A 15,518-nucleotide genomic window follows, 5' to 3' on the forward strand; every position below is an offset into this window, starting at 1 on the left:
TGATAAAATATAAATTGTATGAATATTTTTAAGGAGATGAATCAAACAATGAGTATAAAAATAGATGCTAGAGGACTTGCTTGTCCTAAACCAGTTATAAATACAAAAAAGGAATTAGATAAAATAGAAGAAGGTATTGTAGTTACAACAGTTGACAATGAAACAGCTAAAGAAAATGTATTAAAACTTGCTAAATCTTTAAATTGTGAGGCAAATATTGTTGACGAAAAAGAAAATTTTATATCTATAGAAATTATAAAAGGTCAAAATATCTTAGATAAACAAGATATTGTAGACAAGGAAGAATGTAAACTAGAAGATACATGTATATTTATATCTTCAGACAAAATGGGGCTTGGAAATGATGAATTAGGGAAAGTATTAATAAAAGGATTTATATATACTTTAACTGAATCTAAGCCTTATCCTAAATATGTACTTTTAGTTAATGGAGGAGTAACACTAAGTGCTGAAAATGAAGAAACTATAGAAAATTTAAAAATACTTGAAAATGAAGGCGTAGAAGTCTTATCTTGTGGTACTTGTTTAGACTACTACAATTTAAAAGACAAACTACAAGTAGGTTCAGTTACAAATATGTATACTATAGTTGAAACATTAAAGAATGCATCAAATACTATTTCTATATAATGTACGTTTGTTTAATAATATAAAAACTAATAATAATGATTAATTTAAAGAAAAACAGATAGTCAGAAAGGATTAAGCAATGAATCAGATGTATATAGTGTCATTTAATTCGACACATCATGCAATAAGATCAGAAAAGTTATTTGGTGAAAATGGTCTAAAGGTAATGGCTCTTCCAACACCAAGAGAAATAACAGCAAGTTGTGGGATATCAATTAAATTTTCTTTTGAAGACATGGAAAATATAAAAACAATTTTAACTGAAAATAATGTAGATATAAAAGGAATTTATTGTATAAGTAAATTAGAAGATGGTTCGAAAGAAGCAGAGAAGCTAGATTAGGAGGCTAATTATTTATGCCAATGGATTTAAAAATAGGAGACATTGTCGAATTAAAAAAACAACACGCATGTGGATGTAAAGAATTCGAAATTATAAGAACTGGAATGGATATAAAGATAAAATGTACCAAATGTTCAAGGTTAATAATGCTTGATAGAGAGACCTTAGAAAAGAGAGTAAAAAAGCTAATAAAAGAATGATATAAAATTAACATTTAAAAAATGTCAAATACCGTATATTAATATCCGAAATTTTGGTATAATAGAAAATGAAGAAAACATTTTCATGGGGGTGCTTTAATTATGGCAATTAAATATGCAAGAAGAATGGAAGGTTTACAAGGATCTGAAATACGTGAGCTTTTAAAACTTACTCAACAACCACAAATAATATCTTTTGCTGGTGGAATGCCTGCTCCAGAATTATTTCCAGTTGAAGAAATGAAAAAAGTATCAGTTGCAGTGCTTGAAGAAAATGGAAGATCAGCTATGCAATATACTACAACAGAAGGATATGAACCATTAAGAGAGAAAATAGCAGCTAGAATGAATGAGAAAAATCAAACTAATGTAGACAAAGACGATATATTAGTTACAAGTGGTTCTCAACAAGGTCTAGATTTTGCAGGAAAAGTATTTATTGATGAAGGTGATGTAATTTTATGTGAAAGCCCATCTTACATAGGAGCTATAAATGCATTTAAATCTTATCAACCTAAATTCATAGACGTTCCAACTGATTCTGATGGAATGATAATGGAAGAATTAGAAAAAATACTAGAAACAACTGATAGAATAAAAATGATTTACGTAATTCCTGACTTCCAAAATCCAACAGGAAGAACTTGGCCACTTGAAAGACGTAAAAAATTCATGGAAATAGTAAACAAATTTGAAATACCAGTAATAGAAGATAATCCATATGGAGATTTAAGATTTGAAGGAGAATCTTTACCATCTTTAAAATCAATGGATACAAAAGGATTAGTAATATTCTTAGGAACTTTCTCTAAAATATTCTGCCCAGGATACAGATTAGGATGGACTTGTGCTTCTCCAGAAATATTATCTAAATTTAACTTTGCAAAACAAGGTGCAGACTTACAAGCATCAACTATATCTCAAATGGAAGTAAGTAAATTCATGGATATGTATGACTTAGATGCACACGTTGAAAAAATTAAAGCAGTTTATATTAAACGTAGAGATGTAATGCTTAAGACTATGGAAGAAGAATTCCCAGAAGGACTAGTATTTACTCATCCAGAAGGTGGATTATTTACATGGGTAGAGCTTCCAAGTAATTTAAATGCTAAAGAATTAATGCCAAAATGCTTAGAAAAGAATGTTGCTTATGTTGCTGGAGGAGGATTCTTCCCTAATGGTGGTAGAGAAAATACTTTCAGACTTAACTATTCAAATATGCCAGAAGAAAAAATAATAGAAGGTATAAAAAATATAGCATCAGTTTTAAAAGAAGCTATGGGTGTTGAAGCTTAATTAAAAATAATAACTTATATAGATATATTATAGGGGATGGCTATTGCCATCCCTTGTTAATTTAAGAATATATAATTTGCCTTATATTAAACTTTGTCCAAAATTTAAATTGACATAAATGAGAATAAATGATAAAATGTGTAGGTATGAGATTTTAGTCTCATTTCTCTGCTCTAAGAGTGTAGAGCCGTTAAGTCCAAAGGGAGGTGAATTATAGTGAGAAATTATGAATTAGTTTATGTGGTAAAGCCAAACTCTGATGAAGAAGTAAGAGAGGCTATACTAAACAAAGTTAAGGAAGTTGTTGCAACTGACGGAGAAATAGTTAAAGTTGATACTTGGGGAACTAAAAAATTAGCTTATCCAATAGCTAAGTTTACAGAAGGTTTTTACGTATTAGTTAACTTTAAATCAGCAGTAGACGTTCCTAAAGAGATAGACAGAAACTTAAAGATAAATGAAAACGTAATAAGACACATGATAGTTGTTGCTTAATAACTGGTTTTATTATAAAAAATAGGTGGTGTTTTTATGAATCAAGTTGTATTAGTGGGAAGATTAACTAAAGACCCTGAATTAAGATACATCCCAGGTACAGGAACACCAGTGGCATCCTTTACAATAGCCATTGATAGAGACTATGTAAAAAAAGATGGATCTAAAGAAACTGATTTTATACCTGTTGAAGTAATGGGTAAATCTGCTGAATTTTGTGCTAACTACATAACTAAAGGTAGATTAGTTGCATTGCAAGGATCTATAAGAGTAGACAATTATCAGACACAATCAGGTGAAAAGAGAACTTTTACAAAAGTAAGTACTAGATCAGTACAAGCTTTGGATAGTAAGAATAAATCGGAAAATTCATATAGAGAAAGTGCTCCAGCTTTTGAGCCAAGCTTTGAACCTCAAGGTCTAGACCCACAAGGTTTCCAAGCTATAGATGATGACGATATACCATTTTAAAAAGGAGGGAAAAAAGTCATGATGAATAAAAAAAGACGTAAGAAAAAAAGAGTTTGTCAATTCTGTGCTGACAAAAACGCTAAAATAGATTACAAAAGTACTCAAAGATTACAAAAGTATATAACTGAAAGAGGAAAGATATTACCAAGAAGAATATCTGGAACTTGTGCTAAGCATCAAAGAGAATTAACAGTTGCTATAAAAAGAGCGAGAAATATAGCACTTTTACCATATACATTAGACTAAAAAAATGAGCCTTGTGCTCATTTTTTATTATAGGTATTTATATATCTAAATGAAGCGAGCTATAAAGCTCGTTTTTTTGTTTATATACTTAAATATATTATTATTTATGATATAATATTATATATTAAGGAGGGTTGTAAACGTGAAAATAGATAAAGGTTCTGAGATAACGAGAAACATAAAGATAATAGAATGGATGAAAACAGAAATATTAATGAGTGTAAGTGATTTGTTTAACTTATTATTTAAAGGGGTAAAACCTTTAGATGAAGCAATTCAAGATACTCTAGCAAATATAATAATGATAACATATCTCTTAGCAAAGAGATTAGGAATTAGTTTTAGAGATGTGGATTATAAAGTCAAAGAAAAAATAAAAATTGGTATAGATGAAGAGCATAGTGTTGAAAGATGGTATGGAGATTTATCTAATTTAAAAAAACATATGGATAATAGGGAGTGATATTAAATTGAATAATAAAATTAGACTATCTAAAGCAATGCATATAATAGTTTTAGCTATAATAATCGCTTTAGTAATAGCCTATATTCCAATGCTAGGGATGTTTAGTATATTAGCAGCTGTTCCATATGTAATTATAGGTGCTATTACTGATAGAAGGTATTCTTTTATATCTATTTTGATTACATTTTGCGTACTAATTCTATTTGCAGACATTTCTTATGCATTAAATATATGTATAATGTATTCTTTACCAGGTATAGCAATAGGAAAGATGTTAAAGAGAAGTTTTGAACAAGAAGATAGCAATAAATTTGAACCCATATATGGTGGAACAATAATATTTGTACTTTCAATGCTTGTATATTTCTTTGTATTAAAAACATTTTTAAATGTAAATTTATTAGATGAAGTTTCTAAGATGATAGCAGAAATTGTAAACATCCAAAAGAATAGTTTTTCAGCAACTGAACTTAAAATATTTGAGAAGATGAAGCCAGATGAGATTGTAAGCTATTTTACAAACATGTTACCAATGATGCTATTTTTACAAGGGTTATTATCAGCATTTGTAACATATTATTTAAGTGTATTTTTTATCAAAAGAATTACAAAGATGGATATAAGATTTCCTAAATTTGCAGATTTTTATTTACCAGGAAATGCTATACTCACAACTTTCTTACTTTATTTGTTAGTCTTATTTATTCAAATTATTGGTTCAAAACTATATACAGAATTAATAATGACTAATTTACAGCTAGTTTTTAATTTAATGTTTGTAATTCAAGGTATAGCAGTTTGTATTTATTTTTTAAAGAAATGGATAAGACAGGGACCAAATAAAATTATGTTTCTTTCAGGGATAATTTTATGTTTATTTGGATTTATGGGAATATCTTTTGTTGGTATGGTAGATAGTATAATTGACTTTAGAAAGGTGAGAAGTTATAAATCCACTTAGGAGGATAGAAATGAGTAATAAACAAACCTTTAAATTAAATATGCCAGAAATAAATTTATATATAATTGTTATTGGTATTTCTAGTATAATTTTGCTTTATTACAACTTGTATGTAGGGTGTTTATTTTTCTGTATTTTTGTATATATGGTTTTTCACAATTGGAGAACAACTAATATTAGACGTCATGAATGGACAGAGTATATTCAAAATTTATCTTTAGACATAGATGAAACAACCAAGAAAGCCATAATAAATCTTCCAATACCACTGTGTATCTTGGAGTTTGATGGAAATATATCGTGGTATAATGGAAAGTTCTATGATATGATTGGTCAAAAAGATTTACTTGATAAAAATATAGAAGAGATAGTTAAAAATCTTAATTTAAGAAAAGTATTGAATGAAAATAAAGAGATGTACACAGAAATAAACTACAAAGAAAAAGAATATACAATAATTTATAATGTTATAAAAAATGATCAAGAAAAGAATCCTAAATATTTGATGATATTATACTGGATAGACAAGACAGAATATTTAAAAGTAAAACAAGATTATGATGACGAAAAAAATGCAATGATGCTAATACAAGTAGATGGATATGATGAAGTATTAAAAAGTGCAGCAGAAGACAAGAGAGCTTTAATTAATGTTGAAGTAGAAAAAATACTTTCTGCTTTAGAATTAAACTCAAATGGTGCATTGAGAAGAACTTCAAAAGATAAATTCTTCTTGGTAATGCATAAAAAAGAGTTAAAGAAATTAGAAACTGAGAAGTTCTCTATTTTAGATACAATAAGACATATTGATTATGGAAATAATCTTCCTGTTACTATAAGTATAGGAATTGGTATAGATGGAGATACATTAAATGAGAACCTAAAACTTGCTACAGGTGCACTTGATTTAGCACTTGGTAGAGGTGGAGACCAAGCCGTTGTAAAAACAAAAGATAAATTTGTATTTTATGGAGGAAAATCTAAAGCTGTAGAAAAGAAAACCAAAGTAAAATCTAGATTGATAGGTCATGCCTTAAGAGAGGTTATACAACAAAGTGACCAAGTTTATATAATGGGACATAAATATCCAGATATGGATGCTATGGGAGCTGCAGTTGGAGTTTATGACATATGTAAATCCTGTAACAAAACAGCAAACATAGTTTTACAATCGGTAAATGAATCTATAGAAATATTTATAAATAAAATAAATGAAAATAATTATTATAAGAAACTATTTATTGGAAAAGAAGATGCTATTGACAACTGTACTAAAAACACGTTGGTCGTGGTAGTTGATACTCATAGACCTAATTATACCGAATGTGAAGAGCTATTAAAGCTATCAGAGAAGATAGTGGTAATAGACCATCATAGAAGAGGTGTGGAATTCATAAATGATGCAGTACTTTTATTCCATGAGATATATGTATCTTCAACCTGTGAAATGGTTACAGAATTAGTTCAATATATGGATGAAGATGTAACAATAAATAAACTAACAGCTGAAGGTCTTTTAGCAGGAATAAGTCTAGATACTAAAAACTTTGCATTCAAAACAGGTGTTAGGACTTTTGAAGCTGCTTCTTATCTTAGAAAAGTTGGAGCAGATACTATTGAGGTCAAAAAATTCTTCAATTCTGATGTGAAAGATTTCATAATAAAAGCTGAAATAATTCAAAGTACTAAAATAATTAACAATAGAATATGCTTAGCATATTCAAGTACAGAGATAGATAGTATAAATGTTATAATAGCTCAAACTGCTGATGAGTTATTAAACATAAAAGAAGTAGAAGCTTCCTTTGTATTAGGTGAAAAAGATGATACGATATTTATAAGTGCGAGGTCTTTAGGACAAATAAATGTACATGTGCTTATGGAGAAATTAGGAGGCGGGGGACATATAGATATAGCTGGAGCACAGTTAAAAGATGTTTCTCTAAAAGAAGCTTATAAGATGGTAAATAAAATAATAGAGGAGTATTTGGAGGAGGAAGAATAGATGAAAGTTATATTATTAAAAGATGTAAAAGGAACTGGTAAAAAAGGGGAAATGAAAGAAGTAAGTGATGGATATGCAAGAAATTTCTTATTTCCTAAAAAGATGGCTGTGCAAGCAGATAATGTAGCAATAAAAGAGTTAAATGAAAAGAATAAGTCTAAAGAGATAAAAGCGAAAAAAGAATATGAAGAAGCTGTTTTATTAGGGAAACAAATGGAAGAAATCAATATAGAAATATACTCAAAAGCAGGAGAAGGTGGAAGACTTTTTGGTTCAATAACTGCTAAAGAGATTGCTGAGCAATTAAAGAAACAAAAAGATATAGATGTAGATAAAAGAAAAATATTATTAGATGAACCAATAAGAACTCTAGGTTCAACATTTGTAGAAATAAAAATACATCAAAAAGTAACTACTAAAATAAGAGTAGATGTAAAAGAAAAACAGTAATAACTAGAGGTGATAAAGATGGAAGATATGACGAGAATTCCTCCTCATAGTGTAGAATCAGAACAATCAATATTGGGTTCTATACTTCTAGATAAAGATGCTATAATAACAGTTACAGAAACTATAAAGCCTGATGATTTCTATAAAGAGGCTCACAAAATAATATATGAATGTATGATAACTTTAAGTAATAAAGGTGAGCCTATAGACTTGATAACACTGACAGAAGAACTAAGAAAACAAGGGCATCTTAATGATATTGGAGGAATCAGTTATATTACAAGTCTTTCTACTATAGTACCTACGACTTCAAATGTAAAATACTATGCTGACATAGTAAAAGAGAAGTCTGTGCTTAGAAAGCTTATAAAAGCTTCTAATGAAATAATAAATCTAGGATATAGTGGAGCAACTAAAATTGAAGATGTTTTAGAACAAGCTGAAAAGAGCATATTTGATATATCACAGGAGAAAACTAGTGATGATTTTAAATCTATAAACTTAGTTTTGATGGACGCCTATGATATGATAGAAAAATTATACACTAATAAGAGTGATGTAACTGGCATAACTACTGGTTTTAAAGATTTAAATAAAAAAATAAATGGTCTTCAAAGGACTGATTTAATATTAATTGCAGCCAGACCAGCAATGGGTAAAACTGCATTTTCTTTAAACTTAGTACAAAATGCCGCCTTAAAAGGTGATGCGTCTGTAGCTGTGTTTAGTCTAGAGATGTCTAAAGAACAATTAGTACAACGAATGTTATCTTCACAGTCTAGTGTAGAATTAAAAAAGATAAAGACTGGAACACTTAATGATAATGACTGGCCTAGAATTATAGATGCTATGGCAGTGTTGTCAGATGCGAAAATACACATAGATGATACTCCTGGTATAAAAATATCAGAATTAAGGTCAAAGTGTAGAAAGTTAAAGATAGAAAAAGGTCTAGATTTAGTGCTTATTGATTATCTTCAACTTATGGAAGGAGAAGGTAATAACGAAAGCAGACAACAAGAAATATCTAAAATATCAAGGTCACTAAAGATACTAGCAAAAGAATTAAACTGTCCTGTTGTGGCATTATCTCAGTTATCACGTGCACCAGAACAAAGAGCAGACCATAGACCAATGTTATCTGACTTAAGAGAATCTGGAGCGATAGAACAGGATGCAGATATAGTCATGTTTTTATATAGGGATGAATATTATCATGTTGATTCTGAGAGTAAAAATATAGGAGAAGTAATAATAGCAAAAAATAGACATGGTGAAACTGGTTCTGTAGAACTAGTTTGGCTTGGTGAAGTTCAACGATTTGGGGATAAGTTGAGAGACCTATAATCTAACGAATATCCACAGAACATTCTTTCTTTCTACAGGAAAAATGTGGATACATGTCACTAAATATGTCTAAACCTTGAAATATAGCTAAAAAATTATCCACAGTATCCACAGATAGCCTGTTGATAAGTGTGAATAAGTAGATAAAGCAAGCTTTTAGCTTGCTTTATCTGTGTATAGATATTAATTATTAGGAGGAATAATATGGAGAAAATAAGCTTAACGTGTATATATCCCAATATAATTAAAGTACTTGATGAAATAAACTTATTTAGAGTAATTGATAATAACCTAAAGGAATCAATTGTTGTCTATGCTAGTATTGTGGATAGTCAATATTATATAAATATGACTAACACAAACTTTGGAAATATAACTAACATATGTAAGTTAGAAAAACTTCTAGATGTGGATAAATTTATGGAAAAAGTTATAAACTATGAAAAAGAAATCATAGAGAAAGATGAATTTTCAAAAATAGAAAAATATCTGTTAAATATTGGAGAACGCTAAAAAAGTTGAAAAAAATACGAATGTTTGATAGAATAAATAAGTAAAGCGTTCGAGAATATATAAAATATAGAGGTGAATTACATGAAAACAGTTGCAATTGTTGGTTCTCAATGGGGAGATGAAGGTAAAGGTAAAGTTATAGATTATCTTGCTACTCAAGCAGATGTAGTAGTAAGAGGACAAGGTGGAAATAATGCAGGACATACATTAGTTGTAGAAGGTAAGAAGTATGCACTACATTTAATTCCATCTGGAGTATTAAATCCAAAAACAGTGAATATAATAGGAAATGGTATAGTATTTGACCCTAAAGGATTTTTAGAAGAATTGGAAATGTTTAAAGCGGATAATATAAATACAGAAAATATAAAAATAAGCGATAGAGCCCATGTTATATTCCCATATCATAAAGAACTAGATGCATTGTCAGAAGAAGCCAGAGGCGATTTAAAGATAGGCACAACAAAAAAAGGTATTGGACCTTGCTATATGGATAAGACAGAGAGATCTGGAATAAGAATCTGTGATTTAATGGACAAGGACAAATTTGCTATAAAATTAAAAGCTCAGATAGATGCTAAAAATGAAATAGTTAAGAATATATATGGAAAAGAAGAATTATTTGATTTTGAAACAATATATAATGAATATATCGGATATGCAGAACAAATAAGAAAATACGTTGCAGATACATCAGTTATTGTATATGATGCAGTGAGAGCAGGTAAAAAAGTATTATTTGAAGGAGCACAAGGTACTTTATTGGATTTAGATTTAGGAACATACCCATTTGTTACATCTTCTCACCCAACATCTGGTGGATTTGCAATTGGTGCAGGTATAGGACCAAACATGATAAAAGATGTTGTTGGGATAGTAAAAGCATATACTACAAGAGTTGGAGAAGGTCCATTTGTTACAGAACAAATAAATGAAACTGGTGACAAAATAAGAGAGCAAGGTCATGAATTTGGAGTAACTACTGGTAGACCAAGAAGATGTGGATGGTTTGATGCAGTTATAGTTAAGTATGCAGCTAGGGTTAATGGTTTAACTAGTATCTCATTTATGTTACTAGATGTTTTAACTGGATTTGATAAGATAAAAGTTTGTACATCTTATAAGATGGGTGATAAAATAATAACAGATTTCCCTGCATCATTAGACGACTTAGCAAAATGTGAACCTATATATGAAGAATTAGATGGATGGAATGAAGATATAACTCAAGTAGATAATTTTGATAATCTTCCAGAAAATGCAAAGAAATATATAGCTAAAATAGAAGAGTTGGTCGGAGTAAGTGTAGACATGGTTTCTGTTGGGCCTAATAGAGCTCAAACAATAATAAGAAAAAATATATTTGCTTAATATTTTATTAAACAATTTAAATTGTGAATAATAAGGAAAGAGTATCTCAAGATAATGATTATAGTTATTAGAGATACTCTTTTGTGTTAGATTTGTATTAAGTCTTTATTCAGTTAAAATTATTTATGTATGTTCTATGTGTAATTAAAGTTGAATTTCTGTATTCTAATTAAATATTTTATTCAAAATACTTGTTGAAAATAAGTAGTTCAAGAGGATTATAATTATATGCTAAAAAAAATAAAAAAACTATTGACTAAAAATTGTACAGCAGTTATAATATAACTTGTGAGTGAAAGAAACGACGAAAAAAGTCGAAAAAAATGTGGTCTATTAGCTCAGTCGGTAGAGCACCTGACTTTTAATCAGGGTGTCCCGCGTTCGAGTCGCGGATAGATCACCAAAATGGCTCGTTGGTCAAGAGGTTAAGACACCGCCCTTTCACGGCGGTAACAGGGGTTCAATTCCCCTACGAGTCACCAGTATGGGACTATAGCTCAGCTGGGAGAGCACCTGCCTTACAAGCAGGGGGTCACAGGTTCGAGCCCTGTTAGTCCCACCATTTTTGAATTAGAGATAAATACTAGATTATATGCTGGTGTGGCTCAACGGTAGAGCAGCTGACTTGTAATCAGCAGGTTGTAGGTTCGATTCCTATCACCAGCTCCACAAAGTACATAAATTCAAATTAATATAATTTTCTACGTTACAGGATACTTTTAAGTATCTTTTTTTGATTGAAAAATTAAATTTAATTACAATAAAGTATTAAGTTATTTGTAATGATATAATTTATAAGATTAAAATTTAGAGTATTTTTAGAATAGTATTATATAATCTGCTAAGTTTACAATATTGATAAATTATAAGTAATATAAAGAATTAGATGTATTAAAGATACTTTAGAAATGTACTTATAGTAGAGAGACTAGTTTCTTTAGTATAAGTTTTAAACAGAGAAGCAAGTTTGTCTTACCTCTCTATTTAAAAATAAAAAAATGTTTTTTAAGGGCTACTTTATTTAAATCTTTCCCATCTCAAATCATCACCAGTAAATTCTAAAATCCTAAATTTGTCTAAAATTCTAGAAAGAGTTCTTTGAGTATAAGTATTTCCTATTTGGGATGGTGTTAAGTTGGTTGAGATAATAATTTTTTTACCAGTAACAAGTCTTGTGTTTACAATGTTGAAGATTTCTCCACTAGTAAAAGAGTTATTAAGTTCAGTACCAAGGTCATCTATTATTAATAAATCACAATCAAACAAGTTTTTATAATTATCTTCACTTATCGGATTATTTGTGTCTCTTCTAAATTTATAGTCTTCAAGAATATCTAATATTCTAAAAGAAGTTTGATAAATTACAACATTTCCTTTGTCCAATAATTCCTTTGCAATACAATTGCACATATATGTTTTTCCCAGTCCAGTAGAACCATAAAACAGTAGATTTTCATCATTATCTTCCTTGAAATCATGAACAAAATTTTCGCAGACACTTAAATTATTTAGCATATTTTCTCTAGGAGATATTTCTCCATCAGAGCCTTTCTTAGGAGAAAATATATTCAAGTTAAAATTCGAAAAATTTTCCTGACTTAAAATCCTGTCTAAATTAGACATTTTATAAGCTTCATTTACAATTTCTTGTTTAAGGCAAGAGCATTTTTCCCCATTAGGTAAAAAACCTTTATCTTTACAAGAAGTACATTGAAACTTTATTTCTAAGTAATCAAGAGGGATATTATTCTCAGCTAAAAGTTCCTCCTTCTTTACTTTTAAAGATTCTATAGTATTTTTAGATTTATTTACAATCTCATCTTTAGATTTAGGATTTAAAAGTACTATTTTAGCTAGACTAAGGCCTATTTTAGAAATCTCATCATCTATAGATTTTATTTCAGGAATTCTATTATATACCTCATTTTTTCTATGTTCTAATAAGAGTTCGCTATTATCTCTTCTCTTATCATATTTAGCAAGTATTTTTCTTATTTTATCTTCATTCATTTAATCACCTACTTAAACTTTTCTTTTTGACTTTTTTTAATAATCTCATCGAGTTCATCAGATGTATACTGAGTGAATGTCTCATTGAAATTATGAAACTTAGTTTTCTTGTAAGTATTGTTGTTTTGAGTAGTATTAATCTGCTTCTTATTAATATTCTCCTTAACTATACGTTCTTCCTCTTTTTGCTTTAAATCATTTAAATTTTTTATATTTTTTTCATTCCAATTTTTAATTATGCCATTTATATAAGATATACTTGGGTTTGAAATATTTTTAGATTTAGAGCAAGCATTTATTATTAAGTCCATATCCATACCAAATTTATCAAACCAAGTGTCCATAAGTTCTTTTTCTGACTTTGATGGTTGTCTTGAAAATCCTAATTCATTGAAAATGGTTTTGTATAAAATATATCTTTCACTTCTAACTAAAAAGCTATCTTCAACATCTTTTGGTGTATATAAATTTGAATCATACCAATTCCTGATAATACCCTCAATGTATTTAACTGGTTTTGATGTACCAGTTTTATCTTTTACATATTCATAAGCACAAAGTATCATATCAGGACTCATATTGTATTTATTCATTATATCTATGATACTTATCTTTTCACTTGGGTCGAGATAGCGGCCAACTATTTTATTTATGGAATTGAACATTTTTCTAATACTTGGATTTTCAGAAGTAGATACAACTTGGTCTGTATTAGATTTTATAGATGAATTATTACCTAATATATTCTCAATATAGAAATTTTTTAAATCTAAAAATTCTATTGAATAATTAAAATTATCATATTCTCCATTGTCATGTATTTTTATAATCTTCTTTTCCTCCCAAAATTTCCAAGCAGATAACACATCAGACAAAGGTATATTTAGGTTTTTGGCTATTGAATTATTGTCGAACTTAGGATTAGAAGTAATATCACATGCTTGTCTATAGCCTAAAAGATAAACTTTTACGTATAACCCGTCCGCCATTGGCATAAATATATCTATAAAGATATTGGGAATAGTGATTTCACCTAAATCTATTTCATTGCTTTCTTTGAAAAACATTTTATCACCTCAGATTAAATTATATCATTTTTTATATTATATTTGTCTGTAAACAAATAAAAGGTCGCAAGATTAGCATGTAAATATTTTCTAGAAAGATTCATTTTGAAAGGGAGGAGATATTTTGGTTATAAAATTCAACCAAAAAGTAAGAAGAACATTATCAGTAGCAATTTTATTTATGGTATTAATAATAGGTTGCTTTATAGAAAAGGATGACAGTTTAGAAGCGTATAAAGAAAAAACTAATTCAAAGATAAATCAATATAATATGGATGTTATATTTGATGATGAAACGAAGAGGCTAATGTGTAATCAGAATGTTGAGTACATAAATAATACAAAATCAAACATGGATAAAATATATTTTCATATATATCCAAATGCTTTTTCAAAAAAAGAGTTTGCTCCTTTTGAAAAAGAGGAAATGACAAAAGCTTATCCTAATGGGTTCAATGAAGGGTACATAGATATAAAGAATATATTAAATAGGAATAGTAAAATGGAGTATAAAATTAAAGGGGATAAAAATGATATATTAGAAATAGAATTAGGGAAAGAATTAAAACCGAATGAAAGAATTTCATTAGATATAAAATATAATGTAAAAATACCAAATTCAGTTGGAAGATTTGGATATGGGGAAAATACTATAAACGTTACTAACTGGTTTCCTATAGCTTGTGTTAATGATGAAAGAGGTTGGAATCTAAAGAGTTATGAAACAATTGGTGACCCATTCTATAGTGAGACTAGCGATTTTCATGTGAAACTATTAATTCCAAATAAGTATAAGATTGCTCACACAGGAAAACTTATTAATGACAAGCATGACAATAAAAAGATGCTATATGAAATAGAAGCTGAAAGTGTTAGGGATTTCGCATTTATATTAAGTAGTAAATTTGATGTGACTAAGGTAGATTCAAAAGGAATAGCAATTAATACATACAATTTAAATAAAAAACTTTCTAAAAAAGCAACTGAAGTGGCAAAAGATTCAATTGATATATTTAGTGAATTATTTGGGAAATATCCATATAAAGAATACTCTGTCGTAGCGAGTGACTTTTTTATAGGTGGGATGGAATATCCTATGCTCGTTATGATAGACCAAAGCTTATATAATGAGAAAAATGAATTTCTACTTGAATATGTTATTGCCCATGAGACAGCACATCAATGGTGGTATTCTGCTGTTGGAAATGATGAAATAAGTGAACCTTGGTTAGATGAAGCACTTACTGAATATTCTACAATAGTGTATTTTGAGCAAAAATATGGTAAAGAGATGGCAAATAAACTTCTAAAAACTATGGAGATACAGACAAAGAGTTATTTGAGTGAGAATATATTTAAACCAGCAAATGAGTATAAAAATTCTACTGAATATAGCTTGAATGTTTATACAAAAGGTGCAATAGCGTTTAATGAAGTGAGAAAAGAAGTTGGTGATAAAGTATTCTTTGAGACTTTAAATGAATACTATAATAAATATAAACATAAAAATGCTAATGGAAGAGCTTTTGTGGAGATATGGAGCAATAAAGGGGTAGATATAAATAAGATTATAAGTGAATACAAGTAAATTTTGTATAGGGAATGTTTCAAAATAAGAATTTG

Annotated in this window: 17 protein-coding genes and 4 tRNA genes; 19 read left to right on the top strand and 2 right to left on the bottom strand. The window is 28.8% G+C overall.

The annotated features are described in order from the left end of the window. Positions 1-48: 48 nt before the first annotated feature. From yedF to Q3287_RS13215, 18 genes are all read left to right on the top strand, one after another. Positions 49-651 carry a sulfurtransferase-like selenium metabolism protein YedF gene (gene yedF / locus Q3287_RS13130; protein WP_407964179.1) on the top strand — a complete coding sequence of 201 codons (603 nt, stop codon included), beginning with the start codon at positions 49-51 and terminating at the stop codon, positions 649-651. A 79-nt stretch (positions 652-730) separates the two neighbouring features. Beyond that, positions 731-994 (top strand): DUF3343 domain-containing protein, encoded by a 264-nt coding sequence (locus Q3287_RS13135; protein ID WP_054272081.1) that lies wholly within the window; start codon positions 731-733, stop codon positions 992-994. A 14-nt stretch (positions 995-1,008) separates the two neighbouring features. Beyond that, positions 1,009-1,194, top strand: coding sequence for a DUF951 domain-containing protein (locus tag Q3287_RS13140; protein WP_021386561.1), 186 nt, complete (start codon positions 1,009-1,011; stop codon positions 1,192-1,194). 102 nt (positions 1,195-1,296) lie between these two features. After that, positions 1,297-2,493: a PLP-dependent aminotransferase family protein gene (locus tag Q3287_RS13145; protein WP_054272080.1), complete on the top strand. Its 1,197-nt coding sequence runs from the start codon at positions 1,297-1,299 to the stop codon at positions 2,491-2,493. Between the two features lie 216 nt (positions 2,494-2,709). Further along, on the top strand, positions 2,710-2,988 hold the full coding sequence (gene rpsF / locus Q3287_RS13150) for a 30S ribosomal protein S6 (RefSeq protein ID WP_003420522.1): 279 nt from the start codon (positions 2,710-2,712) through the stop codon (positions 2,986-2,988). A gap of 36 nt (positions 2,989-3,024) precedes the next feature. Further along, positions 3,025-3,459, top strand: coding sequence for a single-stranded DNA-binding protein (locus Q3287_RS13155; RefSeq protein ID WP_021386628.1), 435 nt, complete (start codon positions 3,025-3,027; stop codon positions 3,457-3,459). An 18-nt stretch (positions 3,460-3,477) separates the two neighbouring features. Next, positions 3,478-3,705, top strand: a complete 228-nt coding sequence (rpsR, locus tag Q3287_RS13160; RefSeq protein ID WP_003420527.1) for a 30S ribosomal protein S18 — start codon at positions 3,478-3,480, stop codon at positions 3,703-3,705. Between the two features lie 142 nt (positions 3,706-3,847). Beyond that, positions 3,848-4,168 carry a MazG-like family protein gene (locus tag Q3287_RS13165; protein WP_054272079.1) on the top strand — a complete coding sequence of 107 codons (321 nt, stop codon included), beginning with the start codon at positions 3,848-3,850 and terminating at the stop codon, positions 4,166-4,168. A gap of 7 nt (positions 4,169-4,175) precedes the next feature. Beyond that, on the top strand, positions 4,176-5,132 hold the full coding sequence (locus Q3287_RS13170) for a YybS family protein (RefSeq protein WP_054277834.1): 957 nt from the start codon (positions 4,176-4,178) through the stop codon (positions 5,130-5,132). Positions 5,133-5,142: 10 nt separating this feature from the next. Next, entirely contained in the window at positions 5,143-7,137 is a 1,995-nt protein-coding gene (locus Q3287_RS13175; RefSeq protein WP_054272077.1) for a DHH family phosphoesterase, read from the top strand. Continuing rightward, positions 7,138-7,587, top strand: coding sequence for a 50S ribosomal protein L9 (rplI, locus tag Q3287_RS13180; RefSeq protein WP_054272076.1), 450 nt, complete (start codon positions 7,138-7,140; stop codon positions 7,585-7,587). Between the two features lie 18 nt (positions 7,588-7,605). Next, positions 7,606-8,934: a replicative DNA helicase gene (gene dnaB, locus Q3287_RS13185; RefSeq protein ID WP_407964194.1), complete on the top strand. Its 1,329-nt coding sequence runs from the start codon at positions 7,606-7,608 to the stop codon at positions 8,932-8,934. Positions 8,935-9,138: 204 nt separating this feature from the next. Continuing rightward, positions 9,139-9,447: a hypothetical protein gene (locus Q3287_RS13190; RefSeq protein WP_054272074.1), complete on the top strand. Its 309-nt coding sequence runs from the start codon at positions 9,139-9,141 to the stop codon at positions 9,445-9,447. 81 nt (positions 9,448-9,528) lie between these two features. Beyond that, entirely contained in the window at positions 9,529-10,818 is a 1,290-nt protein-coding gene (locus tag Q3287_RS13195; RefSeq protein ID WP_231301229.1) for an adenylosuccinate synthase, read from the top strand. Positions 10,819-11,145: 327 nt separating this feature from the next. Continuing rightward, positions 11,146-11,221: transfer RNA gene (locus Q3287_RS13200), tRNA-Lys, on the top strand. Positions 11,222-11,225: 4 nt separating this feature from the next. Continuing rightward, positions 11,226-11,300 (top strand) — tRNA-Glu (locus Q3287_RS13205). 4 nt (positions 11,301-11,304) lie between these two features. Next, positions 11,305-11,380: transfer RNA gene (locus Q3287_RS13210), tRNA-Val, on the top strand. Between the two features lie 32 nt (positions 11,381-11,412). Further along, positions 11,413-11,487, top strand: a tRNA-Thr gene (locus tag Q3287_RS13215). 348 nt (positions 11,488-11,835) lie between these two features. Here Q3287_RS13215 and Q3287_RS13220 read toward each other — a convergent pair. Next, positions 11,836-12,828 (bottom strand): ATP-binding protein, encoded by a 993-nt coding sequence (locus Q3287_RS13220; RefSeq protein ID WP_054277831.1) that lies wholly within the window; start codon positions 12,826-12,828, stop codon positions 11,836-11,838. 8 nt (positions 12,829-12,836) lie between these two features. Next, on the bottom strand, positions 12,837-13,895 hold the full coding sequence (locus tag Q3287_RS13225) for a DnaD domain protein (protein WP_407964180.1): 1,059 nt from the start codon (positions 13,893-13,895) through the stop codon (positions 12,837-12,839). A 124-nt stretch (positions 13,896-14,019) separates the two neighbouring features. On the opposite strand from Q3287_RS13225, the gene Q3287_RS13230 reads away from it, so the two are divergent. Further along, a complete protein-coding gene (locus tag Q3287_RS13230) occupies positions 14,020-15,483 on the top strand; it encodes a M1 family metallopeptidase (RefSeq protein ID WP_054277830.1) in 1,464 nt (487 codons plus the stop codon). The last annotated feature ends 35 nt before the right edge of the window (positions 15,484-15,518 follow it).

Origin of the sequence: Clostridioides sp. GD02404, assembly GCF_045898275.1 — a bacterium.
Lineage (GTDB): Bacteria > Bacillota > Clostridia > Peptostreptococcales > Peptostreptococcaceae > Clostridioides > Clostridioides difficile_A.